Source organism: Peribacillus sp. YIM B13477 (assembly GCF_042787955.1).
Lineage (GTDB): Bacteria > Bacillota > Bacilli > Bacillales > DSM-1321 > Peribacillus > Peribacillus frigoritolerans.
The window spans coordinates 1-25,960 of sequence record NZ_JBHZPD010000020.1 but is presented as its reverse complement, the minus strand read 5'-3'; the positions used below and the strand labels follow the sequence as shown (position 1 = coordinate 25,960).

29 protein-coding genes are annotated in these 25,960 nt (G+C 35.5%); 23 read left to right on the top strand and 6 right to left on the bottom strand.

The genetic code is table 11. The annotated features are described in order from the left end of the window. Positions 1–679 precede the first annotated feature (679 nt). From ACFX4H_RS26370 to ACFX4H_RS26315, 12 genes are all read left to right on the top strand, one after another. Entirely contained in the window at positions 680–1,042 is a 363-nt protein-coding gene (locus tag ACFX4H_RS26370) for a cupin domain-containing protein (RefSeq protein WP_241638044.1), read from the top strand. Positions 1,043–1,181: 139 nt separating this feature from the next. Then, positions 1,182–1,487 (top strand): NIPSNAP family protein, encoded by a 306-nt coding sequence (locus tag ACFX4H_RS26365; protein ID WP_241637982.1) that lies wholly within the window; start codon positions 1,182–1,184, stop codon positions 1,485–1,487. Between the two features lie 152 nt (positions 1,488–1,639). Continuing rightward, positions 1,640–2,413, top strand: a complete 774-nt coding sequence (locus ACFX4H_RS26360; protein ID WP_202194326.1) for an SDR family oxidoreductase — start codon at positions 1,640–1,642, stop codon at positions 2,411–2,413. Positions 2,414–2,599: 186 nt separating this feature from the next. Continuing rightward, entirely contained in the window at positions 2,600–3,157 is a 558-nt protein-coding gene (locus ACFX4H_RS26355; protein WP_241637983.1) for a YjdJ family protein, read from the top strand. A 144-nt stretch (positions 3,158–3,301) separates the two neighbouring features. Beyond that, positions 3,302–3,514, top strand: a complete 213-nt coding sequence (locus tag ACFX4H_RS26350) for a DUF6366 family protein (protein WP_241637984.1) — start codon at positions 3,302–3,304, stop codon at positions 3,512–3,514. Between the two features lie 162 nt (positions 3,515–3,676). Continuing rightward, positions 3,677–3,844, top strand: a complete 168-nt coding sequence (locus tag ACFX4H_RS26345) for a hypothetical protein (protein ID WP_241637985.1) — start codon at positions 3,677–3,679, stop codon at positions 3,842–3,844. A 137-nt stretch (positions 3,845–3,981) separates the two neighbouring features. Further along, positions 3,982–4,197: a hypothetical protein gene (locus ACFX4H_RS26340; protein WP_377436563.1), complete on the top strand. Its 216-nt coding sequence runs from the start codon at positions 3,982–3,984 to the stop codon at positions 4,195–4,197. A gap of 197 nt (positions 4,198–4,394) precedes the next feature. Further along, entirely contained in the window at positions 4,395–4,592 is a 198-nt protein-coding gene (locus ACFX4H_RS26335) for a hypothetical protein (protein ID WP_241637987.1), read from the top strand. Between the two features lie 145 nt (positions 4,593–4,737). Further along, the gene (locus ACFX4H_RS26330) at positions 4,738–5,028 is read left to right on the top strand and encodes a hypothetical protein (RefSeq protein ID WP_377436561.1); all 291 of its coding nucleotides are present in this window, start codon (positions 4,738–4,740) and stop codon (positions 5,026–5,028) included. A 194-nt stretch (positions 5,029–5,222) separates the two neighbouring features. After that, positions 5,223–5,528, top strand: a complete 306-nt coding sequence (locus tag ACFX4H_RS26325; RefSeq protein ID WP_054399227.1) for an NIPSNAP family protein — start codon at positions 5,223–5,225, stop codon at positions 5,526–5,528. A 465-nt stretch (positions 5,529–5,993) separates the two neighbouring features. Beyond that, positions 5,994–6,773 (top strand): MerR family transcriptional regulator, encoded by a 780-nt coding sequence (locus ACFX4H_RS26320; RefSeq protein ID WP_241637988.1) that lies wholly within the window; start codon positions 5,994–5,996, stop codon positions 6,771–6,773. Between the two features lie 54 nt (positions 6,774–6,827). Next, entirely contained in the window at positions 6,828–7,583 is a 756-nt protein-coding gene (locus ACFX4H_RS26315) for an SDR family NAD(P)-dependent oxidoreductase (RefSeq protein ID WP_241637989.1), read from the top strand. A gap of 512 nt (positions 7,584–8,095) precedes the next feature. Here the strand turns inward: ACFX4H_RS26315 and ACFX4H_RS26310 are convergent. Continuing rightward, positions 8,096–9,349, bottom strand: coding sequence for a hypothetical protein (locus tag ACFX4H_RS26310; protein ID WP_241637990.1), 1,254 nt, complete (start codon positions 9,347–9,349; stop codon positions 8,096–8,098). Positions 9,350–9,526: 177 nt separating this feature from the next. Here ACFX4H_RS26310 and ACFX4H_RS26305 point away from each other — a divergent pair, with 177 nt between their 5' ends. The 4 genes from ACFX4H_RS26305 to nhaC all read left to right on the top strand — a co-directional run bounded on the left by ACFX4H_RS26305 (position 9,527) and on the right by nhaC (position 13,019). Then, positions 9,527–9,871 (top strand): YolD-like family protein, encoded by a 345-nt coding sequence (locus tag ACFX4H_RS26305; RefSeq protein ID WP_377436557.1) that lies wholly within the window; start codon positions 9,527–9,529, stop codon positions 9,869–9,871. A gap of 56 nt (positions 9,872–9,927) precedes the next feature. After that, on the top strand, positions 9,928–10,086 hold the full coding sequence (locus tag ACFX4H_RS26300) for a hypothetical protein (RefSeq protein WP_241637993.1): 159 nt from the start codon (positions 9,928–9,930) through the stop codon (positions 10,084–10,086). Continuing rightward, complete coding sequence (locus tag ACFX4H_RS26295; protein WP_377436572.1) at positions 10,079–10,813, top strand: molybdopterin-dependent oxidoreductase; 735 nt, start codon at positions 10,079–10,081, stop codon at positions 10,811–10,813. Before ACFX4H_RS26300 ends, ACFX4H_RS26295 begins: the two co-directional genes overlap by 8 nt. 787 nt (positions 10,814–11,600) lie before the next feature. Beyond that, positions 11,601–13,019 (top strand): Na+/H+ antiporter NhaC, encoded by a 1,419-nt coding sequence (gene nhaC, locus ACFX4H_RS26290; protein WP_241638001.1) that lies wholly within the window; start codon positions 11,601–11,603, stop codon positions 13,017–13,019. 99 nt (positions 13,020–13,118) lie between these two features. On the opposite strand, the gene ACFX4H_RS26285 is transcribed toward nhaC, so the two are convergent. Next, positions 13,119–14,378: a transcriptional regulator gene (locus tag ACFX4H_RS26285; protein WP_241637994.1), complete on the bottom strand. Its 1,260-nt coding sequence runs from the start codon at positions 14,376–14,378 to the stop codon at positions 13,119–13,121. Positions 14,379–14,482: 104 nt separating this feature from the next. Here ACFX4H_RS26285 and ACFX4H_RS26280 point away from each other — a divergent pair, with 104 nt between their 5' ends. The 4 genes from ACFX4H_RS26280 (at position 14,483) to ACFX4H_RS26265 (ending at position 18,683) form a co-directional block, all read left to right on the top strand. Beyond that, complete coding sequence (locus ACFX4H_RS26280) at positions 14,483–15,592, top strand: mandelate racemase/muconate lactonizing enzyme family protein (protein WP_377436554.1); 1,110 nt, start codon at positions 14,483–14,485, stop codon at positions 15,590–15,592. A 14-nt stretch (positions 15,593–15,606) separates the two neighbouring features. Continuing rightward, on the top strand, positions 15,607–16,323 hold the full coding sequence (locus tag ACFX4H_RS26275) for a GNAT family N-acetyltransferase (RefSeq protein ID WP_241637996.1): 717 nt from the start codon (positions 15,607–15,609) through the stop codon (positions 16,321–16,323). A 1,107-nt stretch (positions 16,324–17,430) separates the two neighbouring features. Next, complete coding sequence (locus ACFX4H_RS26270; RefSeq protein ID WP_241637998.1) at positions 17,431–17,646, top strand: hypothetical protein; 216 nt, start codon at positions 17,431–17,433, stop codon at positions 17,644–17,646. A gap of 416 nt (positions 17,647–18,062) precedes the next feature. Beyond that, positions 18,063–18,683 (top strand): DUF421 domain-containing protein, encoded by a 621-nt coding sequence (locus ACFX4H_RS26265; protein ID WP_241637999.1) that lies wholly within the window; start codon positions 18,063–18,065, stop codon positions 18,681–18,683. Between the two features lie 197 nt (positions 18,684–18,880). Here the strand turns inward: ACFX4H_RS26265 and ACFX4H_RS26260 are convergent, their stop codons facing one another. The 3 genes from ACFX4H_RS26260 to ACFX4H_RS26250 all read right to left on the bottom strand — a co-directional run bounded on the left by ACFX4H_RS26260 (position 18,881) and on the right by ACFX4H_RS26250 (position 22,394). Beyond that, the gene (locus ACFX4H_RS26260) at positions 18,881–20,242 is read right to left on the bottom strand and encodes a TrkH family potassium uptake protein (protein ID WP_377436551.1); all 1,362 of its coding nucleotides are present in this window, start codon (positions 20,240–20,242) and stop codon (positions 18,881–18,883) included. Between the two features lie 161 nt (positions 20,243–20,403). Continuing rightward, a complete protein-coding gene (locus ACFX4H_RS26255; protein ID WP_377436570.1) occupies positions 20,404–21,060 on the bottom strand; it encodes a potassium channel family protein in 657 nt (218 codons plus the stop codon). Between the two features lie 176 nt (positions 21,061–21,236). Further along, on the bottom strand, positions 21,237–22,394 hold the full coding sequence (locus tag ACFX4H_RS26250) for a cation:proton antiporter (protein ID WP_283783758.1): 1,158 nt from the start codon (positions 22,392–22,394) through the stop codon (positions 21,237–21,239). A 403-nt stretch (positions 22,395–22,797) separates the two neighbouring features. Between ACFX4H_RS26250 and ACFX4H_RS26245 the strand changes: the two genes are divergently transcribed. From ACFX4H_RS26245 to ACFX4H_RS26235, 3 genes are read left to right on the top strand one after another with little or no spacing between them, the layout of a single operon-like run. Continuing rightward, on the top strand, positions 22,798–23,121 hold the full coding sequence (locus ACFX4H_RS26245; protein ID WP_377436548.1) for a PadR family transcriptional regulator: 324 nt from the start codon (positions 22,798–22,800) through the stop codon (positions 23,119–23,121). Between the two features lies 1 nt (position 23,122). After that, complete coding sequence (locus tag ACFX4H_RS26240; protein WP_249599322.1) at positions 23,123–23,500, top strand: DUF1048 domain-containing protein; 378 nt, start codon at positions 23,123–23,125, stop codon at positions 23,498–23,500. Between the two features lie 18 nt (positions 23,501–23,518). Next, positions 23,519–23,863 carry a DUF1048 domain-containing protein gene (locus ACFX4H_RS26235; RefSeq protein ID WP_249599323.1) on the top strand — a complete coding sequence of 115 codons (345 nt, stop codon included), beginning with the start codon at positions 23,519–23,521 and terminating at the stop codon, positions 23,861–23,863. A gap of 478 nt (positions 23,864–24,341) precedes the next feature. Here ACFX4H_RS26235 and ACFX4H_RS26230 read toward each other — a convergent pair whose 3' ends face one another. Next, positions 24,342–25,652: a short-chain fatty acid transporter gene (locus ACFX4H_RS26230; protein ID WP_377436567.1), complete on the bottom strand. Its 1,311-nt coding sequence runs from the start codon at positions 25,650–25,652 to the stop codon at positions 24,342–24,344. Positions 25,653–25,960: the final 308 nt, after the last annotated feature.

Sequence of the window (25,960 nt, the reverse complement as noted above, 5' to 3'; positions counted from 1 at the left end):
ATCATATATCGATATAAAAAATGGTCAACCAGAAATATTTTCTGGATGACCTTATAATACGAACGGGTGCGTTAGCTAAAGATCAGAGCTGTCTTTAAGGCAGCTCTTTTCTTATGGAACTAAAGGGGCAGGTTAGTTGAAGAAGTTTTCTCGATATGTACTGTTTCCCAAAGTTATTTCTTACAGCTACAATAATGGTGAAACACAATGTGAAATTGAGAAGGAGCTTATGCAGATTGAATCTTATTAAATATTTTGGAATCCAATTTATTCTTTTTACTGTAATAATCCTAACAGGGTTTTACTCAGATAGTTACATAAGCAAGCCCTTTACTTACACTGATTTAATAGCAATGATTATTCATTTTGCTATACTAATCGTCGTGTTAAATGGATACTTTAAGCTAAAGGAACGTCTAATGCCTATTCATTTATTTAATAGAGTTTTACTTTCTTTGATAGCTTTTGTTTTTACCATTATTTTTATAGAGATTTTAACAGGAGGATGAGGTTTTATCCCTAATGAACGATGCGTTAGCTGAAGATCAGAGCTGTCTCTAAGGCAGCTTTTTCTTATGGAACTAACGGGGCAGATTAGTGAAAGAATAAATTTTAAACAGGACTATTGATTAAGTACGTAGTATTTAAAAAGTGAATGTAAAAAGAGGGGGGAATCTTTTTGGAATTTTATAGATTTGACAAAGAAGTAGGAAAAAACGTTTCTCATTTTAATTCAAATTTCATTATGTCTCGAATTGTAAAAACAGAAAAACCTACACAAATTGGTTGTATGCATTTAGAAGCTAACGGAATTGTAGGTTTCCATCAAGCTGTTATCCCACAATTGCTCATTGTTGTAGATGGGGAAGGATGGGTTCGTGGTGATGATGAATTAAAAGTAAATATAAAAGCTAACGATGTGGTCTTTTGGGAAAAGGGTGAAGGACACGAAACAGCAACTGCCACTGGACTAACTGCAATTGTAATTGAATCTGAAGAATTAACCCCTTCTAATTTTATGCCAATTAAAGAACATAAATAAAAAAATCTTGTTGAACCAACGTATGCTTTACTTCAATGCTAAGAGCTGATCAGCAGCTCTTTTACTTATGGCACTAAAGGGGAAGGTTAGTTCAATTGCATGTTATGATGGAAAAAAATAGATTTTCAGGAGGATTAAAATGGTTACATGCTATCTGAAATATGTTATTGACCCTTATAAAGTAAAGGAATTCGAGGAATACGGTAAGATATGGATCCGATTAGTTAATAAATTGGGCGGTACACATCAAGGTTATTTTCTTCCACATGAGGGCGCTAATAACATTGCTTATGCCTTATTCACTTTCCCAAGTTTAGCAGCATATGAAGAGTACCGAGTAAAAATGGCATTAGATGCAGAGTGTCAGGAAGCTTATAAATTAGCAGAAGAAACTAAATGTATTTTAAGTTATGAGAGAAGCTTTATGCGCCCTGTATTCGAGTGAGTGAACAGATAAAAACTTATACATATCTTGTTAAGCTAAGGGTGCGATAGTTTAAGATGGAGCTGTCTTTAAGGCAGCTTTTTCTTTATTAACGGGGCAGGTTAGTGAAGTATTAAGACTTAAACTTACTTTTGTAATGGAGGAATATCATAATGGACCAATTAAAAGGGAAAATTGCAATTATTACGGGAGTAAGCCGTCTGAAAGGGATTGGAGCTGCTATTTGTAAGGAGTTAGCTGAAACGGGTTACCATATATTTTTTACTTATTGGACAGATTATGATAAAAAAATGCCTTGGAGTATTGAATTAGATGAGCCCATGAAATTAAAAGAAGAATTAATAAAAAAAGGTGTTAAGGTATCATGTATGGAGTTAGATTTAACTTCATATGATGCACCTGAACAACTTATAAATAAAGTTTCTGAACAACTTGGTTATCCTGATATCTTGATTAATAACGCAGCATACTCAACTAACAACGATTTTTCTAATTTAACTGCCGAAGAATTAGATAAACATTACATGGTAAATGTTCGTGCAACGACACTATTAAGTAGTAAATTTGCTCAAAGGTTTGATAAGAAATCAGGTGGAAGAATAGTCAATATTACTTCAGGTCAGTTTCGAGGACCAATGCCTGGCGAATTAGCATATGCAACAACAAAAGGAGCAGTTGATGCTCTAACTATTACATTGTCGGCTGAACTAGCCCCTTTAGGAATAACGGTTAATGCATTAAATCCAGGTCCAACTGATACAGGGTGGATGACAGAGGAAATAAAAAATGAATTAAAACCGATGTTTCCTTTCGGTAGAATAGGAAAACCAAGAGATGTTGCAAAAACTATTAAATTTCTAGTGAGCGATGAAGCAGATTGGATTACAGGTCAGATTATTCATTCAGAAGGTGGATTTAAAAGGTAAATTAAACTAAAAAAGTCATTGGTTCTAGAACCTTTTTGTTGTATTAAATTCCAAGGATAGATATCAATTTGTGAAGCATTGTACTTAAACTAACAGGTGCTTTACTTCAATAAGGAAGGTTGCTGAGGCAGCCTTTTTCATATGGGACTAAAGGGTAGGTTAATTGAATAAGATAAAAGGTTTTTAATGTTAATAATTGAAAACAATGTTAAATTAGGTGTGAAGAGTAATTTTAAAATAATACATTCGAGGGTGTTTAATATGTTTAGGTTTTTGTTTCAGTTTGGTATAGCCTCTATTTTACTTTTAATTTCTACTGTTGCTGCTTTCTATGAAGGGAGTGCAATCGTAGATAATCCTTGGGAATGGAAGTACTCAACACCGTTTTCTCAATTTTTATACGGCGAGGTAAATAGTAATAGCTCTATATCACAACTTGACTACTTGGTATACGCAGTTAAATTTCAACCCACTTTTCCTGTCATTATGGTAATAAGCAGTTTATATTTATCAATTCTTATTGGATACCATTTCTTAAAGCCACAGCATAAACGTTTTGCTTATTACTTGTCCTTTTTGGGTGGAGTATTATTCTTACTTAGTTATTTTATTTTTAATTCTCCCACATTTGGTGGTCAAATTTTTTTCTATATTTGGTTAGTGAGTGGGGTATTGAGCATTGTAACTGCTGTAATAACTTATTTTCAAATTTTAAAACGTAACACGAACGGAATTAAAAATTAACCTTGTTGAACTAACGGGTGCGTTAGCTTAAGATCAGAGCTGTCTTTAAGGCAGCTTTTTCTTTATGCAACTAAAGAGGAAGTTTTATGGAAGAAGGTATTACCAAGAAATTAGAGAATACGGTAATCATAGGGGGTGTTTGACTTGAATACTCGACAAGAAACTCCAGAAGAAAAAAGAGAGAGGTTAAGCCAAGAAGAACTTAAAAAGAACCCGAACGTTGCATTAAGAGATGGAATTGATCGAGCTGAAAATGGAAATTTAGCAGATTTAGCTGGTGGTTTAGGTTGGAAAGGAACAGGAATATTAATTATTGTTTTAATTGTTGGATATGTTTTATATAAACTGTTTTCCTAAAGGTTTAAAGTAAACTTGTTCAGCATAAGGGTGCTTTACTTCATCAGGAGCTGATCAACAGCTCCTTTTCTTATGCAACTATAGGGGCAGGTTAGTTGAAGAAGGAATAGGGTTTTTATGGTAAAATAAACTTAAATTATTTTCATAAGGGGTTTACTTGCTATGAATTTAGATGATAAAAAGAAAAAGGTACAAATGAAATACAGAGAGGAAATAAGGGAAAAGAAAGAAGTTGGAAATCACAGTAAAAAAATGCTTGTTATTGTTACTACAATTATTATTATTCTAGTGGCATACTGGGCAAATTCCGTTCTTTTTAGAGCCTTTTAACTGTTTTTAGTTTTGGATGGCCGCCAAATGGTGGACTTTTGATTGTAAAAAAAGAACCCTTAATTAACTATCGGGGCAGGTTAATCCAATAAATAAATTGGGAAAGTGTTAAATTTAAATGTATAGGGAGGGGGACTATGAAACTATTTGGTGTGGCACTTTTATTTTCAGGGATAAATTTAATGGGATTAAGTGGTTTAGAAAAGGTACTTATTTTTTTAGCTTATAATGGTGACATACATCAAATGCAAGCTATTCTTGATTTAACGCCCACATACATTTGGGGCATAACAAATTTCACCTTTGGATTTGGATTGGTATTATTCATAGTAGGTGTAGGTGTTTTTTTTTAAACAAATAAAAACAAAAAACGGTGAAATAAATAAATAAATAAATTTTACGGCACTAATCACAACGGGTGCTTTACTTCATTACCAGGAGTTGATCAGCAGCTTCTTTCTTATGGAACTAACGGGGCAGGTTAGTTCAACAAGGAATAATGCATTTGAAATAGAATTTATATAGTACGTCAATTAAGGAAGAAGGCTGAATGATATTGATTAATACAGTTTTTTCATATGTTCTTCTCGGTGTGATAATTTTCTACGCCTTGGAATGGGCAGCTGTTGGTTCAGGTTTTAAGGTACTAATTGGTGGGTGTTTTGGTTTACTTTTATATATAGCTATTCATTTTAGTAAGAACAAAAAAATAATGAGTGATATGGAAGAGCTCGATGACAGGAAATAATATCCTAACAGGTGCCTTACTTCAATAAGGGAGTTGCTTTGGCAGCTCTTTTTCTTATGGAACTAAAGGGGCAGGTTAGTTGAAGAAGGAATTACGGTGTTCAAAATTGAATTTAATATTAATAAAACTTTTTAGGAGTGTTAATGTGAATTCTACGGTAGAAACAATACAAGAATTAACAGATAAAGAACAATGGTTAGAAGCCTTTCCAATTATGAATCAGTTACGTACAGAGTTAACTCAAAAGACATACCTGGAGTTACTTGAAGAAATGAGGAAAGATGGGTATTCTTTGTATGCTTTATATAAGGATAATAGGATTGTATCCTTAGCTGGTTTAAGTTGGAGAGTTAACTTTTATAATAAACGTCACGTTTTTATTTATGATCTGGTAACAGATACTGCTTGGAGAGAAACTATTAAGTTATATACATAACTGGGCAAAAGAAAATGGAGCTGCATATGTGGCATTAGAATCTGGAATTCAGCGAAACAATGCTCACCGTTTTTATGAAGAGAAATTAGATTATGATAAATGGTGCTATTCATTTAGAAAAACGTTGTGATTAAAAATAGGGATATGCTTCGTTTAGAGAATCATTACTTTTTTAGATTTTTAGGAGGATTAAAATGGTTACATGCTATCTGAAATATGTTATTGACCCTTATAAAGTAAAGGAATTCGAGGAATACGGTAAGATATGGATTCGATTAGTTAATAAATTAGGCGGTACACATCAAGGTTATTTTCTTCCACATGAGGGCGCTAATAACATTGCTTATGCCTTATTTACTTTCCCAAGTTTAGCAGCATATGAAGAGTACCGAGTAAAAATGGCATTAGATGCAGAGTGTCAGGAAGCTTATAAATTTGCAGAAGAAACTAAATGTATTTTAAGTTATGAGAGAAGCTTTATGCGCCCTGTATTCGAGTGAGTGAACAGATAAAAACTTATACATATCTTGTTAAGCTAATGGGTGCTTTACTTCATTTTTAGGAGCTGATCAGCAGCTCCTTTTCTTATGCAACTATCGGGGCAGGATAGTTGAAGAGTGCTGTTTGATCTTTGTTCAACAATTGGGCCAGATTGTTAAACAACACTCTAAGGATAATTGGATATCTATTTTAAAATTAGAATAATTTATCTAATATAGACATAGGAAATAGAGGAATATAAATGGAGATTAAAGCGAATATTTCTGAAAATCGAACTTATACGAAAGGTGTAATTGCGTTATTGTTATCAGCTTTATTAACAGCAACAAGCTAAGTATTTGTTGCTTTAAAACAAAGATGAACTGTATTGAAAAAAGTCGCGTCGAATAATGAATGGTTTAGCGGTAATCCAGTAATTGTCTAAGAAAAATTTAAATTGAATGGATAGTAGGTGTGATTCATTAGTGAATAATAATTTGCTTCGGATAAAAGAGTTTAGCAAGTTAACTGGCTTATCACGGAAAGCTTTGTATATTTATGATAAACATAATATTTTGAACCCTATATTTATTCATCCAGATAATGATTATCGATATTATGATCAAAATCAGCTACTAGCTGCTAAACGAATAAATTTATTAAAACAAGCTGGATTTACATTGAATGAAATTCGTGAAATCATTAATGAAAAATTGTCAAATGAAGAGATAAATAATTTAATAGATGAAAAGCTTCACTTGGAAATGAATAAAGTAAAAGCTGCCAATCAAGCAATAAATCAATTAGAAATCCTAAGTAATATGATTACTAAATCAAATAATGAGGTTAAAAAAGAGTATATAGAACCAGTGACTGTATATGAATACAATATAGAACCAAACAAAAATATATGTGTGGCGCTGAATAATTCAGATGAAATGATTAAAGGGCTGAAAGTGATTGTGAAAGATAAGATTATTAAATATAAACTGATTGATGATCAAATATATCCTGTTAGCATCGCTCTACAAGTAGAAAATCAATTAAATTACTTCGTTAACACAAGCTATTTTGGTTTTGATACGACGCAGTTTTATTACGAAGTAAATCCTTATCAAGAAGAGTCAGCGCTAAAGATTAAAGAAATAATGGAAAATAACCAATTTGAATTGTCTGAACCCTATATTTATGAACGAATATTAAACCCTGACGATTATCTATATTCATCAAAGCGTCTTTCGATATTTATTTTTCCTTCTAAATAATTGACCTTACCCCTAGGTTAACCTTTACACTCTCTTTAAAAGGAGGGAGTGCACATGCAGAAAAATAAATATGCTTTGGTAACGGGAGCATCTAGAGGAATAGGTAAGTCAGTCGCAATCCAACTTGCAACTGATGGATTTAATATATTGTTGCACTACAATCAAAACACTGAAAAAGCTAATAAGCTTAAAAAAGAAATTGAGTTAATTGGCAGACAAGTGAAATTAATTCAAGGTGATTTTAATTCCAGTGAAGGAATTGAAGCATTTATAGAGAAAACTAGAAAAATGTTAATTGAAGAGAATGATGTATCATTGCATACAATCGTTCATAATGCAGGACATGCTACGTCAAATGCATTTGGTGAAGTGGACTATAATGAGTTCGATCGACTATTTAATGCGAATGTTAAAGCTCCATATTTTATTACGCAATCATTAATCGAATTTTTAGAGTTCAGTGGTAGAATAATTAACCTATCATCCGGTGTGACACGGATTGCATTTCCCCATATGATGGTATACAGCATGACAAAAGGTGCCATTAATACAATGACATTTACACTTGCCAAAGAATTAGGAGCCAAAGGAATTACGGTTAATTCAGTGATGCCCGGAATCATTGACACGGATTCAACTGCTAACTGGCTACATACTGAAGAAGGCCAAGAAAATGCAAAAAATATGAGTGCTTTAAAAAGAGAGGGTCAACCCGAAGAAATTGCAAATGCCGTTTCGTTTCTAGCAAGTGAAAAAGGAAGTTTCATTACGGGGCATAATATGGACGTAACCGGAGGAAGTCATTTGTAATTGTGTAAGGGGAATAAAAAGAAACATTATATACTCATAATTTTTAATGCAATTATATTTAGAGAAATCGGGAGCGATTATTTAATAAGGTTCGCTTTTCTTATGGAACTAACGGGTGCGTTAGTTCATTAAGGATCACAAAAATAATCAATCTTTTTATAAAGTAATCAAGAAGATTAAAAATATATGTTGTTCGAAAAAGGGGAGGGTATAGTTATTGCCTTCCCCTTTGTGTTTACAGTAAATTTGTATGACTGTATTGTTTATAATGTACTCGATTTTGTATCTCAAAACAGTTTAGAGATTGAATTGGTGCGGTTTTGGATTATTAACTCTATGTACTCAAATTCATGTCCCCAATGTACTTATCTTTGTGTCTTCGTACAGTTATTGTAGTATTGTGTTATTCGGCATAATATGTAAGGTCAAATTGAAATAAAAGAGAACAAAAACTAATTTAAATGCAAAAGAAAAACCAGTATCGATAATGATACTGGTTCTTTTTGATCCAATTATTTTTCACTCCATTTTAAATAAAATGAAAAGAATGGATCGACTATATAAACTCGATCCCCTTGAATATCTAATGCAGGTTCCCTATTCGTATGGTCTTTTGCTAATTCTGACATTTTTTGGAGAACTTGTTTGACTTGTGTTTTGTTTGGCATTGAAGATGAAACTAATATTTCCTTTAACTGTTCTCTGACCATATCAACAGTTATCTCAGTTTCATGAGTTAAGTAAGATAATGCTGTCATAACAGCATAGTAGACGTCACCCTCACTGCCGTTCTGGAATTCCCTCAGTTTTCTTTCTCTTGGAGGTCCTGCGACAAGTTTATCGTAAAGATCTTTAGAAGCATGATTTTTCACAAGCTTTAGATAAAACTCTTCAAAATCAACGTCTTCAGGTAATTGTTGTTTAATTAGCTGCTTTTCTCTAATTTTATTTGTTCTGCAAAACCAATAACAAAAATCTTGCATTAAATGAGGACTTTTATAACTTTCGCTAATGAAATTTTGAATAACAGAATCAGGGCATTCTATATTTAACGCATCAAATCCTTTTTTAGAAATTTCATATAGTTCGTCTCTCTCCCATGGATCAATACTTAATTGAATTACCCTTCCTTCCATTTCCTTTTCAACTTTAATTGAATCAACGCCTCTATGTGGAACAGAACATAATATAACTTTCAGGCCTGATCCAACAGGCTCTTTTAATGCTCTTATAATATCAGTTTGTACTTCGGGGTTACAATAATGAAAATCATCAATCAATAAAATTTTACCGGTTTTTAATAACGATTCGATTGCAGCATTCATTGGGTTAGGAGTAAAGTTTTCGGATTCCTTTGTAGTATTTTTTTCGGATTCTGATTCTGTATCTGCCCCTTCTACCCTACCTTTAAATAATCCAGAGAAACCAGCTTCAATCATAGCTTTAAAACTAGTAGTTTCTTTTTTTTCTTTTTCATTTCCTTTATCTTTACTCCAACCATTTGGAATAACCATTTTATCGATAATACTAGACCATAATATTTCTCCCGATTTTATAGCACCACCGGATATTAAAATAAGATTATCCATTGATATAACCTTTTTACAAAGTGTTGTTTTACCAATTTTCGTAGGACCAGTTATAGAAATAATTTTACCCTGTAAATCCAAATCCATTGTTAAGTTATCTTCTAATTCTAAGTTTTCCCTTGAATTATACGTAATATTAGGTACTCCACCTGCTGTAAACACTTCTGATATCTTCATCTGAAATTCCCGTCCTCACTCTGTATTTAAGGTAATTATATCCTTAAAATTAGTAAAACCCATAACATTTATAAAAGGAAGACCAATTTTCCAATGACAAGGTGGATGAATATTTTTTTCTACCTTCAATAAGAACGTTAGTTCGTATATGATAAATGAAAAGGTGGGATCTTTATAATGGGTACAATTCGTGATAGAGGAATCATTAAATGGCAAGCAGCATTGATATTACCAGAACATAAAGCATTAACTAAAAAAAAGAATACGGACGATTATTTCTTAAATAAAAAACCTGTCCTTGATGAATACCAGGTTGAAGAATTTGAAAACAACATTCATTATGCGATGGAATATCATTTACCGATAAGCTTTAGATTGCATAACGAGGGAAATCCAATTGAACTGCATGGATACTGTGTGTATATTGATCCTATCACGAAAGAGTTAAGTATTCAGAAGAAAGATAGTTCCTACGAGAAAATTAAGTTTAATGAAATTATTAGTGTGATCGTTGAGGATTAAAAAAAGCCCTTTTTAAATTCAGGAAGGAAAAGGCACAGAGAGTTAGGAGTATACAAATGGAAATTCAGATTGAGGTTCAAGTGTTTGCGAACGGTGCTAAGTTCTTACAATCTGGTAGTTGTTCAGTAATAACAACTGACTTTAGAAAAGAACCGGAATGGACTGCTGCTATATCAGCTTATGAGTGGATACAAAAGATAAAAAACTCTGTATGAATGCTCAGGAGACAAGCGTAATCTATTCGAACCTAAAATATTTGGAGAACAATGGGGAAAGGGAGCCATTAGCCAAGGTAGGTGGAAAGGCGTGCCATTAAGGACCTTACTTGAACTATCTGGACTGGGTGAAGGGGCTAAAGAAGTTGTCGTGGAGGGTTATGATTATGGAAATAGGACCGATCTAGATGAGGTTTACACCTACACTAGGAGTTTGCCTATCGAGAAAGCACTGCATCCGGATACCATTATTGCATATGAGTATAATAATCGGCCAATTCCTTTTAAACATGGTTATCCACTGAGGTTAATAGTTCCGCAGTGGTATGCAATGGCATCTGTTAAGTGGATAAAGCAGATAAGTGTTATTAATTCTAAATTCAATGGGCCTTTTCAAACAATTGATTACGTGTATTATCCAAATAAAGACAATGATCTGGATGCATATCCAGTCACTACAATAAATATCAATTCGACTATCCAAAAACCGCTGGATATGGAATTTGTAAATACTGGTAAGCATTTAATAAGAGGGATTGCATGGACAGGAAAAGGAGTAATTACAAAGGTGGAAATTAGTATTGATGGTGGCTATACATGGAGAAAAGCTGATATATTACCTAGTAAGAATATTGGGTATGGATGGGTTAGTTGGTCATTTGAATGGACTATTTTAGAAAAAGGTGAGTATACGATTAAATCCAGAGCAACAGATTCATTTGGTTAAATTCAACCTAATTTACCTTTTTGGAATAAAAAAGGTTATGGGTATAATGCCACTGATAAAATTAAAGTTAAGGTAGAATAATCATCAATTTATTTTAAGGAAAAGAAAACGGGTGAAGAAACTTTTTAGTTATCCTTTTAGTTGTAATCGTAGAAGAAATATAAGTGATCCAATCCATTCCCGGGATAGTAGAAAAAAATCGGCCCTGATTATCTTTGAATCGATTAATTTAATCCATGAAAAGAAATATTACAAGGAACGTCTGCCAAAGAGTTGCTCTTTGCCAGTATTAAGAATCTCCTTCAGGGGATATATACGCTTTTAAAAAATGAGAAAAGTCGTTCCGGGATTTAGCCAAATAACGGTTTTGTGATACAGAGAAAAATCCTTCCAAAAGAGTTTTGGAGGGTTATTTGGCATGGCAAAAAAAGTACTGAATAAGGGAATGACATCCTATTTAGATGGTTAGTTGAGATGGGTGGTTGCCATTTGGTGTTTTTTCTTTTAGGCAAGTGTGAATCAGGTTAAATAAAAGCCTAACGAAGACTAATTTTTTGTGTTTAAAGTCTTGAACTTACAGTTGTCACTGTAGTTTTTTTCATAACTGTAGGAGATTTCTAATGGTTTGTTAAAGATAGCTAACTTTCAAAATATTAATTGACGGTTATTCGTAGAAATATTATGATAATTCTATTAACGGCTATTTAGCGACATATTATTCGTTTTTAAATAGTCATCAAAATAATAGAGTCATGAAAATTAATAACAAAGGGGATGCTTTATGAAAATGAAAAAAGAAATGTCATTCGGTGTTGCAATGATACCGCTCATCGTCATGATTGTAATGATGGCAATTACGGTTGTCTGGCTGGAACAGGGTCCGCATATTCCACTTATTGTAGGAACATCAGCTGCTGCTATTGTTGCTTGGCGTTCTGGATATAAGTGGAATGAAATTGAAGAGTCTATGTACAAGGGAATACGTCTCGCTCTGCCAGCAGTCGTCATCATTATTCTGGTAGGGATGACAATCGGGGCTTGGATGGGCGGAGGAATTGTTGCCACCATGATATATTATGGTCTTAAAATCCTCACTCCTTCATTTTTTCTTGTTAGCATCTCCGTTATTTGTGCAGTGGTATCATTGGCAATCGGCAGTTCTTGGTCAACTATGGGGACAATCGGTGTTGCTGGGATGGGGATTGGTCTAAGTATGGGAATACCAGCGCCAATGATTGCGGGGGCCATTATTTCAGGCTCATATTTTGGTGACAAAATGTCACCGCTTTCAGACACGACCAATCTTGCATCCGGACTGACAGGGACAGATTTATTCGTGCATATTCGCCATATGCTTTACACGACGATTCCAGGCTTTATCATTGCCTTGGTTATATACGCCATTCTTGGGAAGGATTTTGGTAAAGGAGATATGAATGCTGAGAATATTGAACAAACGATGCGTGTTTTGCAGGATAGCTTTGTCATTTCTCCGTTCCTATTAATCATACCGTTAATCGTCATTATTCTAGTTGCTAAAAAGGTTCCAGCCATTCCAGCGTTGATTATAGGGGTGTTGCTCGGCTTCTTATCACAAATTTTCATTCAAGGAGGCAACATGGCTGATGCAATAGCAGCTTTGCAAAGTGGCTTCGTGATTGATACGGGCAATAAAATGGTCGACAAGCTGTTTAACGGCGGTGGATTGGATTCAATGATGTACACCGTGTCCATGACGATTGTTGCGATGACATTTGGTGGAATCCTTGAAAACACAGGCATGCTTCAAGCGATAGTAAAGCAAATATTAAAATTTGCAAAAACATCAAGAAGCGTCGTTGCGTCAACAGTTTTATCATGCTTTGCGACGAATGTTACATGCTCAGAACAATATATTTCCATCGTCATTCCTTCACGTATGTATGTAAAAGCTTATCGTGATAAAGGACTTCACTCGAAGAACCTATCCCGTGCACTTGAGGATGGCGGAACACTGACTTCAGTATTTGTTCCTTGGAATACTTGCGGAGTGTTTATTCTGGCAACACTTGGTGTGCATGCATTCGATTATGCACCATATGCGATTCTGAATTTTATCATCCCAGTTATTTCTATCATTTATGCGATGACTGGCTTTACCATTACGAAATTGACAGAAGCTGAAATTGAGAATATCAAGAAAGAGGAAGCAACTTTACCTATATAAAATAAAAAACTTGCCAAATTTTAAATATGACCTGCAATAAAGCAAAAGACCCTTAGCGAAGAAAGGTTCCTTCCAAGAGAACCTTTCTTTACTTTAAATCTAGTATACTGGCAAATTAAGTTCATAAACGGCTCTGGGGCGTCCCTTCGAATAGGTCATTTCTTCGCCGACGATGATAACATGCCCATGATCGGATAGCTTTTTTAAAATTCTTTCTGTGGTACGACGGGTCACCTGTAAATAATCCTCTAGTTCAGCAGCTGTGAATTGGACGGATTGGCGGGAATGACTGAACTGGATGATTTTAGATATGTTTGCAGGGCTCAATTTTGTCTGTTTGGCAACCTGAAGAAGTTCGGGATGATCGTTTTTCAAACGTTGCTGTTTGGTTTGCTGTGGAAACGGTCCAAGCAACTCTTTGTCTTCCGTGAGAATGTATCCGCATTTGTACTCATTATGTTTTTCAGCAAAACCGAGGGCGATCTTTGCATGTCGATCTGCATCCATAATGGTTGAACCATATCCGAAACCAATCTTACTCTTCTTCTTGAATTTGGCAAAAAAATGATTCAGGCCGTTTTTCTTTATCAACGATTCGATATCACCACGAGTGCTGTACAGGATGAAATGGCAGTCTTCTAGAAGCTGGACGGAGGCTTGTATTTCATGTGCCAAATCATCTACCAGTTCATGAGCGTTCGCTTCTTCCGATATGACATAGCAAACGGCAATCTGTGAAGATCTGCTTTTAAATAGATCTGTATGGGCTTTAATATCCTGCAGTGCTTTTAAGATTGAGCTTCGGGGATCAACCATGCGCATGGCAGGTACTCCAATAAGTTGCAGTTGATCAAATACAGAATGTATGCTTGTTAGTGCAAGATCAATGAAACCATCCTTCCAAAGTTCATGATGGTAAGAAGTGATCCGTGAAATATCAAATGAGTCATTCAGCATCTCCTGGTAATCCATTATATAGCTTGAATCCGTCTCGATTTCGAGGTCAGTTAATACGTTCGTTACGATCGAGGCGTTGCTAACATCGACGGAAATTCGATGAGGAGAGATTTTTTGATGATAAAGCACGGATAGTAAGGAAGAAGCGACCGACATTTCATCTTGTGCTAAATAAAAAGCAGGAATCGGAAGGTGCTCATGATATTTTTTTGAAAAGTAGTACGGCAACGCTCCTGAGAACAACACAGCATCACACGGCTTAAGTGTCTTTATAAGCATGCCGGCCTCGGTAGGTTTCTGATATAAATAGGCGTCGAAATCAATTTCAGCAATCTCGGATGTGATGGATTCAATTCTTTCGATAAATTCAGTGGAACCAATGACAGCAATTCTTGTATTCATTGTTAACCTCCAAGTGAAACAGCTAATGTATTCTTAAATAACGGTTTATTAACGACAACTATATCAAACTCGTACAATCTTGTGAATCGAAAGGGAGTTTTAAAATGAAAATTTCAGCGATCCATCTTTATGCAATCCATCTGCCTCTTAAAGAGCCATTTGTGGTTAGTTACCATACTTACGAATTTATGCCATCAATCCTTGTCAAAATAGAGACGGATGAAGGGTTTATTGGGTACGGGGAAGGTGTGGCAGACGAACATGTGACAGGTGAGACCTTGGAAGGGACCTACCAGGTGTTGAAAAATACGTTGGGACCCATACTGTTAGGCAAGAATCCATTTGAAATCGAAAGTCTTCATGATTTGATGGACAAAGCGATTTATGGAGCCCCTACAGCTAAGGCGGCCATTGACATTGCTTGCTTTGATATCATGGGTAAGAAGCTGGGGCAGCCAGTCTACCAGTTAATCGGGGGACGTTATCATGATGAGTTCCCAATTACCCATGTCTTAAGTATAGCCGCTCCTGAAAAAATGGCGGAAGAAGCAGCAGCTATGGTCGAGAAGGGCTATCAGTCATTTAAAATGAAGGTTGGTACCAATGTCAGTGAGGATGTGGAACGCATTCAAGCTGTCCGTGCCCGTGTAGGTGATAATATCGCTATACGTGCAGATGTTAATCAAGGATGGCGGAACAGTGCGGTAACTCTTGTAGCGATTGATCAATTGCGTGAATGCCAGCTTGATTGGCTTGAACAACCGATTGCTGCCGATGACATCGATGGGATGGTTGAAATTAAATCGAAGTCTACGATTCCGCTGATGATTGATGAGGGATTAAAGGGCACACGGGAAATGCGTGAAATTATCCAGAAACGAGCAGCCGATAAAGTGAATATTAAACTGATGAAATGCGGTGGTATATATCCGGCAATAAAGCTAGCACACCAAGCAGAGCTTGCTGGGTTAGAATGTCAGATTGGCTCAATGGTAGAATCATCTATTGGTTCTGCAGCAGGCTTCCATGTCGCATTTTCCAAAAAAGTGATCACAAGCGTAGAACTCACTGGTCCATTGAAATTCTCCAGGGATGTAGGGGATCTTTCTTATGATGTACCATATATTAGATTGACCGAAAAACCAGGATTAGGTGTAGCGATAAATGAAGAAACGTTAGCTGATTTAAAAGTTTTTCAGGATGTCATCCAATAAAAGGGGGAGCAACTTTGGAATTGATTTATGAGGGGACCATCAAAAAGGATAAAAATCATAAACGTTATGAGGTCAGAAAGTTAGTGTCGGAGGATTTAACCGATATTTTGCAAGTTCAAGAACAGGTCGTTCACCATTTGACCGATAAAGGTGTACTTCAACCGCTTACTAAGGAAGAGTTTCAATATATTCTAGAAGGAAATGGGCTCATGATTGGAGCATTCGTTTGTGAGGAACTCATTGCTTTCCGGGCGTTGCTGGCTCCTCCTATTGATGAGGAACATCTAGGGAGAGATTTCGGATTGATAGAAAACGAGCTGTCGGAAGTTATTTATCAGGAAATTTCAAACGTACTGCCTGCATACAGGGGAAACAAACTGCAACAGAAACTTGCAACGTTGATCATGAAGGAGTTGAACAAGCAGGAGTCGCCTTACCGATATGTATGCTGTACAGTTGCGCCTTTTAACGTCCCAAGTTTAAAGGATAAGTTTGCCCAAGGAATGGAAATTGCGGCATTAAAAGAGAAATACGGCGGGCAATTGCGTTATATATTTGTCAAGGACTTGTCTGTAGCGGACGCATCTCCTTGGCAGGAAATCCAGATCATTGAGATGAACGATACAGCATCCCAGCAAGAAATTATCGCAAAAGGTTGGCGTGGATTTAAAATGGAAGAACAGGAAGGAAAACAGTTAGTCTATTATGGTAGTAAGCATACGCGTAAATAAGAAACAGCCAATAGGTCTAGTGATTATCCATGAGTCTGTAAAGAAACAACATTGCTCTTTTTCTTGTTTTGGACAAATGTTGCGAACATGACTTTATTTTCAATATCCTAAACAAAGGACAGTAATGCAATTCCAATTAACAATGGATAATAAAATCAACTTAAAAAGAAAATCGAATTTAGATTAAGTGTTGTAACTAAGTTGTTTTTACATACCAAACCCAGTAGGGCACCATAGATGTTAATCTGAAGGATTACTTTCCAAAAGAAATTTCATAGAAGTGAAGGACACCATCTGACACTTGGAGGGGCTACGTTCAAATTGTACAAACCGTTAAAAAACTGTAGACAAATTCGATTTTATCGAGTTTGTCTACGTCTGAAACGCCTTAAATGGCGTTTTGTTAATGTTAGGTTTTTCTCCAAGATTTCGTAAAAAAAGCTGTGAAAAATACAACACACAAAACCTTCCGAATTACCCTTTGAACAAAAAAAGGAGCATTCTGCTCCTAATCTAATTTGAAAGGTGAGAAAGAGAATTCCACGCTTAGGATTTAGTGCCCTCCACTTTTAATCGGTCCATTCCGTTTTAGTCTCCAATTCACTATTAACTCGATATATCTTTCTAGGTCTTCCTTTAGCTGTCGGTGCTTCTTCACCAATTATGTCTTACAATGCTCTGATTACCCCTAAGATACTTAAAATCATATATAAGAGAATTAAACATTTCAATAGATTAACGCTATCTGGATGAATGAAATTAATCAAAATGCAAACCTTTGAAGCGTAAGGATTTGCGTTTTTTTATATTTAGAATGGATGTAGCCATTAGGGTGAAGGTACAATATTTACAAAAGACATCACAGACTTATATTATGAACATGTAGCGTACGGGTGTTTTAATCCCTTCATTTTGTAATCGAAATATTAATAGGAAGAAATACGTCTTTATTACCGTAAACAGATGAGTATATGCGGTTAAAAAGTTTGTTAGCAAAGTAAGTAAAATAGCCATTTCGCCCTATTGGAAAAAATAACCTCATTGTTAAATTATTATTACATTATAATTTTCTAGAAACATATGAAACGTTATGAATAGGAGAAAAGTATGAAAAAACTGTGGACCATTTTAGTTTCATTTACGTTGTTAATTAGCTTATTTCCGCAATTAGCATCGGCAGCACCAAGCAAAAATTTTGAGCAAGAACTTACAAAGTATTTAAAAGAGGTAAGCCTTGTCAGGGGTTTTGAAGTGACGAGGGATGATATTGAAACATCTCTTTCTTACTACGATTCGCTATCCAAACGACTTTCAAATTGTTAGTGTTGTTTACAACGGAGAAAATGACATTACAGATTTAGTAAGAAAAGTACACCCTATAATAAAGGATAATTTACCTTTTTAATTAAAACCTTATAGCCGTTAAATATCAAAGGACATTTTCTAAGTTTGGGAAAGTGTCTTTTTTTATTTACACTTTTTAAATTGCGTTATTGTGTTATTGTATTATTGCGTAATTGTGGTTTTGTGTTATGAAAGCATTAAATGACTCTAGTGTATATTTTTACTTGTTCAACTAACGGGGCAGTTTAGTTGAAGTGGAGAATTAGTTATTTAGCCTTTATTTTACATTCTAAAAAACACCTGAATTTTTGTTATTACCTAGTTTCCAAAAACTATCTACATATTTGGTATAGAGTCAACTGATACTAACAAAAAATGTTTAAGGAATGAGAAAAATGATGGATTTTTTAGAAGACATATCTACCTTACCTTATGTATTAAAGGCATTATTAATTTTTTGTACTGCAATTATTCTTCTGCGTATCGCAGGAAAGAGATCACTTGCAGAAACAACTGTTTCGGAAGCTGTGTTAAGGATTTCGATTGGTGCTGTACTAATCCAACCTTTAGCATTGAAAGAGGAATGGCAAGCAGTATATGCTGGAACTTTGCTCATTATAGGAATTGTATTATTAGCAAAAATACAAATATGGTTTCCAAAATCCAGAAAGTTTATTAATGGAGTACCATCAATACTAATTAAAGATGGAAAGGTGAAGTTAGAAGAGCTAAAAAAAGCCAGATTAACGACAGATGAGATACAAAGTGCACTTCGCCAAAAAAATATAGGAAATGTCGAAGATGTTGAATTGGCGATATTAGAGTCCAATGGTAAAATAGCGACTAGCCTAAAGCCAAACAAAGCACCCGCAACCAAAGAAGATATTCAAAAAATTTTAGATATCTTAGCTGAGAATGGTATTCGTTCCTCATCACAAAATCAGTCTGAAGCGAAAACGCCACCATTATTTAAAGAAGCTTATGACGAGGGAGACATAGTGGACTATAAATCTTAGAGACATTAAATAAGCTGTTTTTTTCTTTAGTACAAAGATAATACACAATACATAAGCAATGTTCTTCAACTAACGGGTGCGTTAGCTGAAGATTGGAGCTGTCTTTATGGCAGCTCTTTCTTTATGCAACTAAAGGGCAGGTTAGTGGAAGAAGTTACAAAAAAGAGAGCATAATTATATGCTCTTTTGATTAACATTTATCCAATTAAGATTTTTTCTTCTGCATAACGAATTTTTGATTTATCATTTGAATGAATAGCAATTGCAAACGCCATTGTCAGAGGTCCAATCCTACCCACCAACATCATAATTGTAACCAAAATACGACCGATAGGGCTCAGTTCCCCAGTAAAACCAGCACTTAATCCAACTGTACCAAAAGCAGAGACCGTTTCAAATAATATCTTGGACATGTCAGCCCCTTTTTCTGTTATCGTGAGTAAAAAGAAGATTATAAAAATAAATATTACCCCTGAAACAGCAATTGATAAAGCTCTAAAAACCTGAGATTTTGGAATTCTTCGTTCAAAAACACTTATATCTTCCTTATTGGTTATGACTGACCATAGAGCAAAAAGTAACAAAGCAAATGTTGTTACTTTTATTCCGCCCCCTGTTGATCCTGAAGCTGCCCCTATAAACATTAATCCCATCATATATACTTGAGAACTTAATGTAAGTTGGCTTATATCGACTGTATTGAAGCCAGCCGTACGGGGGACAACACCTTGAAAGTAAGCAGCCCACCATTTATCCACCATATCTAACGTTCCTAATGTAGCAGAATTATTGAATTCTAAGCCGAAAATGATAAAGGTACTTACCACATTTATCAGTAAGGTAAATAATAACGTAATTTTGGTGTGTAGAGATAACCTTTTTATTTTTGAATTTTTCTGTCCATATATATCTGTGATTACAAAAAATCCGATACCCCCAAGCATAAACAACAAAGTAATAGTAAGATTTATAGTTGGGTCCCCTACCCACTTACTCAAGCTATCAGGTTCTAAGCCGAATCCTGCGTTGTTAAAAGCCGAGATAGAATGAAATATTCCATAATAAAATGATTTTCCCCAACTCATTTCCTGTGACCAGCGAATGGCGAGAGCAACAGCACCTATGGTTTCAACAATTAAAGTAATGATAATAATTCGTTGAACTAGTTGGATTACCCCTTGTACAGTAAACGTGTTCAAAGACTCTTGAAGCAATAACCTTTGTTTCAAGCCAATCTTTTTCCCTAAGATAATAAACATCAGTATACTACTGGTCATAAACCCCCAGCCACCCAATTGAATAAGAATGAGCAAAACAATCTGTCCAAACAATGTAAACGTGGTACCAGTATCCACAACTGCTAATCCCGTTACACAAACAGCAGAAGTAGCTTCAAAAAGGGCGTCAATAAAACTGAGATGATGCCTGTCTCTAGTAGCCGCAGGTATCATTAATAAACACGTTCCAATAAATATTAACCCTGAAAAACCAAATAACAGAATGTGTGCTGGGTGAAGTTTTATAAAGTTAAACCCTCGGTGTTTTTTATTAAGTAGCATAGTTATCTCCTTTTTCTAAGGAATTATATCGTCCATCTATCTTTATACCTTTGCACTTGAACTTGAAATAAAGAGATAGGTTAAATAAAGATCAAAATGGAAAGAAAATATAACCCTTTTAGCCCACTGACAATATCTTAATGTGTTTAGCAGGTCAACTTTTATTCTATATTTGAAAATCTAGCTAGATTCTCTTTGTCCCCAATAACTACTAATAAATCCTCTTTATGAATAATCTGATCTGGAGACGGGGATATGATGATATCCCCTTCTCTTACGATGGCAATGGCACTAATATTATATTTAGCACGAATATCAAGTTCCCTTAGACTTTTTTCAGCCATTCTTGGAGGGATTAATATTTCCTCTATATTGTATTCTTTTGACAGTTCAATGTAGTTTAACATATTGGGTGATAAAAGCTGATTTGCAACGCGTTCTCCCATATCTCTTTCAGGATAGATAATCCAATCGGCCCCTACTTTGTCTAAAACCTGTCCATGTTGCTTACCTATAGCTTTCGCGATTACTTTTTTTACACCCAGCTCCTTAAGAAGCAAAACGGTTAAAATATTGGACTGCATATCACTCCCAATTGCTACGATTACACAATCAAAGTTGCGAATTCCGACTGCTGTAAGTGTTGACTCTTCTGTGGTATCCGCCACGACTGCATGAGTCACGTATAATTTAGCATCTTCTACTCGTTCTTCATTAACATCAATTCCTAAAACCTCATGTCCAGCCTCATATAATCTTCGAGCTACACTAGTACCAAATCTTCCTAAACCAACAACTGCATATTGTTGTCTCATCATCTCTATCTCACTCCCCACATTTTGATTATCCAATAATATATTTCCTTTCGGATAAAGGTTAGCATCCGGTTAATACCTCATAGTAATTCCAAATGCAACTGAATGTAACTGTTAAAAGTCCTAATCTCCCTCAAACATCTTGAAAATAATGAGTTCGCGACGAATAGGGGGGATTTTTATCTCACGCCGACAAAAGCGACTACTTTTTTTAGTGTCGTTCCTTGAACTAATAGAGAAAATACAACATTGCTAAATGTCATTGCTAAAAGCAATTCTCGACCTTCAAACCCCGGTGTAACACTTAATATAAGAGCAATAGAAAGAGAACCTTTTAATCCTCCCCAGGCAATTACATGCTTCCAAGAAGTAGGGATGTTTTTATCAAAAGCAAGACTGATATATACGGCAATAAATCGAGCCAAGAGTACGATTAAAATACTCCCAACAATTAACCATCCTTTATCTATAAAGTTAATACTACTGACTTCTAACCCTACCAATAAGAAAATGAGTGCATTCGAGAGGAAGGCAACAATTTCCCAAAAGGAATCCATTTTCTCATGTGTCAGGTCAGACATCCCGATATTTTTCCCATATGTCCCGAGGATTAAACCAGCTGTCACGACTCCGATCACACCTGAAACATGAAATTGTTCCCCCAGATCAAAAGCACCGTAAAAGAGAACCATGGAAAGTCCGATTTCCACCAAATAATTGTCGATTTTGGACGTAATAAGGGAAGCAATAAATCCGCATACTCCACCGATAAGGATACCTCCAATGATTACTTTTACGAACTCAATAGAAGCCTCAAAAGTGCCTGTTAGATTTAAAACAGTGGTCACAAGTGCAATTTTAAATAATACAACGGCTACTCCGTCATTCGCTAAACTTTCTCCTTCGACAATAATGGATAACCGTTTATTCAAGTCCATAGCCTTGAAAATACTAAGGACTGAAACAGGATCAGTGGCAGCCATCAATGCTCCGAAGATTAGAGCTTGTTGTAGAGAAAGGTTCAGTAGAAAGTACATTAGAAAAGAAACGTTTAAAAACGTCAAAAATGTTCCAACAAATGATAATAATAGGATAGGTTTCTTACTCCGATTTAGTTCATCAATTGGAAGTTTAAGCGCTGCATCTCCTAATAGAGCTGATAAAAAGATTACAATGACTGTAGTTTGGAATACAGAATCAGTTGCAGCATAACTCTTGACCTCAGACAAGCCAGGAATAGGTAGGATACCTATTATCAATCCGACAATAACAAGAAATGTAGGATACGGTTGTTTCATTTTTTCTGCGATAAAAACAATCCCTACCGCGATAGCCAATAAAATGATCCAGTATGTAATCAGATACTTATTCTCCCTTCAAATGATGCATCTTACACCCAATGACGGCCGTATAATTTTATAGCGTTATCAATACTCATATTCAAGAGTAATGTACCCAAGAAATACCGCAAGAATGCAGGATGGTTGGCCAAGAAAAAATTGTTACGGGATTGATCCAAAAGTACTAAATAAAACTTTCTTAATTAACTCCCTCAGTTAAATAGATAATGCTCACAAATACCTTTTCTTACTCCGCATTTACAGCAAATCCTTTTGTATCTTTTTAAATTTATAATTTTTTTAATGCACACTTGACACCCTCGCTACATAGCATTACAATATACCAGTACTTAGCGATACTGAATATCTATACAACTTATTAGCTTAGGAGGTATATGCTATGGAAAATCTAACAGAAATGCTCAAAGGTGTGTTGGAAGGTTGTGTGCTGGAAATTATCAGCCGGGGAGATACTTACGGCTACGAGATTACTCGCCGCCTCAATGAAATGGGCTTTACAGAGGTTGTTGAGGGTACTGTCTACACCATTTTGGTGCGACTGGAAAAGAAAGAATTAGTGAATATCGAGAAAAAGCGTTCTGAAATGGGTCCTCCTCGCAAATTTTATTCATTAAATAATGCAGGATACAAGGAACTCGAACACTTTTGGGGAAAATGGAATTTTGTTTCATTAAAAATTAATATCCTAAAGGAGGAGAAATAGTATGAAGAAATTTATAGAGCTAATCATTGGCGATTTAGAAAGCAAGAAGGAATACAAAGCATTTATGAAGAAAGTAAATTCCCTACCGAAAGATTACGCCTTTGTGTTCATAAAGATTCAAAAGTACATGTGGAATTTCGGATATGGATTTGGTGAAGAAATCATCAATTTGTATGAACTGTTTGAAGCTAGTGCAGCAGAAGGCAAGCATGTGCTAGATGTTACCGGTGAAGACGTGGCGGCATTTGCCGACGAATTGATGGCTCTCTCAAAACTAGATGGAGAATCGGTGAGTATATTAGGAGGGCAAGTAGATTTGAAAAAAGAAATTGAGAGTAGAGTTAAAGAGCAAGTAAAAATATGGACGAATAAAAAATAAGGTAGGAGGTTAAATACGATGGTAAATTTCATCAAAAAGATACTTGACGACAAAAAAGAATACAAAGAAATGATGGCGCGTGTGGAAGCTTTGCCAGGCGACTACCCAGAAGCCTATAAAAAAATCTGTAACTATATGTGGGGTTTCCCCTCTGGAAGTGGCATGGATATGCTGAGAATCCAGTACGATCTCATTGATTTGTTTGAAGCTGGTGCGGCAGATGGCAAAGACGTATTGGAAGTAACAGGTGAAGACGTGATAGCATTCGCTAATGGACTTACCGACCAAGCGAAAAGATGGGATGATAGGTTACGCAATAATTTGAACAAAAGCATTCTGAATCGTGTGGGTAAGAAAAAATAAGCGTTGAACAACCCAACTGAGTAGCTTTTTTGAAAACAGGTTGTTCAGTTATATTTTGAACAAGTAAGTAGTATAACTGATTATCTGTCAGACTATATATATAAACCCAGTTGCAGGCGTTACTGCGCTGTGAGCACGCGCCCTCAGCTTTATATGGGGTCCTGCCGCATGCCCATCAAGCTAAGAAAACAGGTCACCCCCGAAACGATAAAGGTTACAATAAGTGCAGAATTTTGTTTTGGGGGTGCATAAAATTTTAACTTGATGGCGATGTGGATGCATCCTTGTATAGAAAAAGTTCACATTATATTTAATAGAGGAATAAAAAAAAGTTTTATTCGTGTCTTAACGTTGTAAATCCACATTTTCCTGACAACACTACAAAAAATAAAAGAGCTATTCAAATTTAACTAGTTGAATAGATCCTTTATTTTTCATTCATTATCATCCTAAATACTGTCTATTCTACAAATCCTTTTTAGAAAAACAAGAGTCCTAGTGAAATAGCAATACCACTTACAAAAAGAGTCAATACACAGTAACCCATAATATCTTTTGCCTTTAGACCAGCAATAGCAAGAGCAGGGAGTGCCCAGAATGGTTGGATTAGATTAGTCCATGCATCTCCCCAGGCAACCGCCATAGCCGTTTTTGGAATGGATACATCAAGTGCTATCGCTGCATCCAGCATGACAGGAGCTTGAACCGCCCATTGACCTCCACCAGAAGGTATGAAAATATTGACCAATCCTGCACTTAAAAACGTAAATAACGGGAATGTAAATTCAGTAGATATTGAAACGAAACCATTAGATATAACAGTAGCTAAACCTGATGCTGTCATCATACCCATAATCCCCGCATAAAAAGGGAATTGGATGATGATCCCACTCGCTCCTTTTACTGCATTAACAACAGCCTCTAAAAAGTGTTTTGGAGTACCATGAAAGAGAATTCCTAAAAATAAGAATAAGAAATTAACAATATCAAGATTTAGTTTAAAACCGTTATGTACAAAATAATAGAAAAGAAAAACAATCCCTAATATCCCAATTGATAGAGAGATAATCCGGCTATTCTCAAGCCTCTCAGCAGGAGTCAAATCCTCTTTTTCAATAGTAGCTGCCTGTAGATCATCCTCTAGGAGAGCAAGATCTACAGTCACTGTTTGTTCCTTTGAAGGCATCATGAATCGATTAACTAATGGAACGATTATGATTAAAGCTATAACAATAAAAAGATTAAAACTAGAAAATATCGTTTCACTTGTTGGGATAATACCAATTAAATCTTCGGAAAAGTGGCCTGGAGTAGCAATAGTCAATGGAGTTGATCCAGATATTCCACCATGCCAGATGAGAAATCCAGAATAAGCACTCGCAATTAAAAGGCGATAATCAACATTTTCTACTTTTTTTGCTAATTCTTTAGCGAACAAAGCCCCAATTACAAGTCCGAATCCCCAGTTTATCCAGCTTGCTACGAGAGAAACGACACTTACAATAATAATTGCCTGACCTGGAGATTTAGCCATAGATGCAAGAGCACCTAATCCCCTTTTAAAAATTCTGCTATTAGCTAATACATGTCCAGTTACTAAAACTAGAACCATCTGCATAGCAAAAAGAAGCAATCCCCAAAATCCATTTCCCCAATGCTGAGCCATCTGGTAAGGCCCGCTATCAGTGAAAATAAGTCCCAATCCAAACACAACAAAAGTTAAAATAATAACAAATATAAATGGATCGGGTAAATATCTCTGCATAACACGATTAAAAAAGGCTACCATTACTTTCAACTTTTTATCCTCCTTTTTAAAATCAACCCCCCTTTGTAATTTCTACAATTATTAACATATTCCTCTATTAGGGGTCCTGCCATGGGCTGAAATAAAGGCAGCCTTTCTTGTAATTGTGAAGAAATGTACTTAAACTATCGGGTGCGTTAGCTGAAGATCGGAGCTGTCTTTAAGGCAGCTTTTTCTTATGGAACTATCGGGGCAGGTTAGTACAATAAAGCCTCCAGGGGTTATAATTAAGGATGCAGCTTTATTAAAAAACTGACAAGTTATTATGTTAGAGAAGAGGTTAACAATGA

What these genes read in the sequence shown, in the direction of transcription:
- ACFX4H_RS26240 (WP_249599322.1), top strand. Translation starts at nt 23,123, where the DNA reads ATGAAGAAATTTATAGAGCTAATCATTGGCGATTTAGAAAGCAAGAAG.
- ACFX4H_RS26310 (WP_241637990.1), bottom strand. Translation starts at nt 9,349, where the DNA reads ATGAAGATATCAGAAGTGTTTACAGCAGGTGGAGTACCTAATATTACG.
- ACFX4H_RS26230 (WP_377436567.1), bottom strand. Translation starts at nt 25,652, where the DNA reads ATGGTAGCCTTTTTTAATCGTGTTATGCAGAGATATTTACCCGATCCA.
- ACFX4H_RS26325 (WP_054399227.1), top strand. Translation starts at nt 5,223, where the DNA reads ATGGTTACATGCTATCTGAAATATGTTATTGACCCTTATAAAGTAAAG.
- ACFX4H_RS26280 (WP_377436554.1), top strand. Translation starts at nt 14,483, where the DNA reads ATGAAAATTTCAGCGATCCATCTTTATGCAATCCATCTGCCTCTTAAA.
- nhaC (WP_241638001.1), top strand. Translation starts at nt 11,601, where the DNA reads ATGAAAAAAGAAATGTCATTCGGTGTTGCAATGATACCGCTCATCGTC.
- ACFX4H_RS26235 (WP_249599323.1), top strand. Translation starts at nt 23,519, where the DNA reads ATGGTAAATTTCATCAAAAAGATACTTGACGACAAAAAAGAATACAAA.
- ACFX4H_RS26355 (WP_241637983.1), top strand. Translation starts at nt 2,600, where the DNA reads ATGTTAATAATTGAAAACAATGTTAAATTAGGTGTGAAGAGTAATTTT.
- ACFX4H_RS26305 (WP_377436557.1), top strand. Translation starts at nt 9,527, where the DNA reads ATGGGTACAATTCGTGATAGAGGAATCATTAAATGGCAAGCAGCATTG.
- ACFX4H_RS26300 (WP_241637993.1), top strand. Translation starts at nt 9,928, where the DNA reads ATGGAAATTCAGATTGAGGTTCAAGTGTTTGCGAACGGTGCTAAGTTC.
- ACFX4H_RS26270 (WP_241637998.1), top strand. Translation starts at nt 17,431, where the DNA reads ATGAAAAAACTGTGGACCATTTTAGTTTCATTTACGTTGTTAATTAGC.
- ACFX4H_RS26260 (WP_377436551.1), bottom strand. Translation starts at nt 20,242, where the DNA reads ATGCTACTTAATAAAAAACACCGAGGGTTTAACTTTATAAAACTTCAC.
- ACFX4H_RS26340 (WP_377436563.1), top strand. Translation starts at nt 3,982, where the DNA reads ATGAAACTATTTGGTGTGGCACTTTTATTTTCAGGGATAAATTTAATG.
- ACFX4H_RS26265 (WP_241637999.1), top strand. Translation starts at nt 18,063, where the DNA reads ATGATGGATTTTTTAGAAGACATATCTACCTTACCTTATGTATTAAAG.
- ACFX4H_RS26255 (WP_377436570.1), bottom strand. Translation starts at nt 21,060, where the DNA reads ATGATGAGACAACAATATGCAGTTGTTGGTTTAGGAAGATTTGGTACT.
- ACFX4H_RS26335 (WP_241637987.1), top strand. Translation starts at nt 4,395, where the DNA reads ATGATATTGATTAATACAGTTTTTTCATATGTTCTTCTCGGTGTGATA.
- ACFX4H_RS26245 (WP_377436548.1), top strand. Translation starts at nt 22,798, where the DNA reads ATGGAAAATCTAACAGAAATGCTCAAAGGTGTGTTGGAAGGTTGTGTG.
- ACFX4H_RS26365 (WP_241637982.1), top strand. Translation starts at nt 1,182, where the DNA reads ATGGTTACATGCTATCTGAAATATGTTATTGACCCTTATAAAGTAAAG.
- ACFX4H_RS26360 (WP_202194326.1), top strand. Translation starts at nt 1,640, where the DNA reads ATGGACCAATTAAAAGGGAAAATTGCAATTATTACGGGAGTAAGCCGT.
- ACFX4H_RS26285 (WP_241637994.1), bottom strand. Translation starts at nt 14,378, where the DNA reads ATGAATACAAGAATTGCTGTCATTGGTTCCACTGAATTTATCGAAAGA.
- ACFX4H_RS26315 (WP_241637989.1), top strand. Translation starts at nt 6,828, where the DNA reads ATGCAGAAAAATAAATATGCTTTGGTAACGGGAGCATCTAGAGGAATA.
- ACFX4H_RS26345 (WP_241637985.1), top strand. Translation starts at nt 3,677, where the DNA reads ATGAATTTAGATGATAAAAAGAAAAAGGTACAAATGAAATACAGAGAG.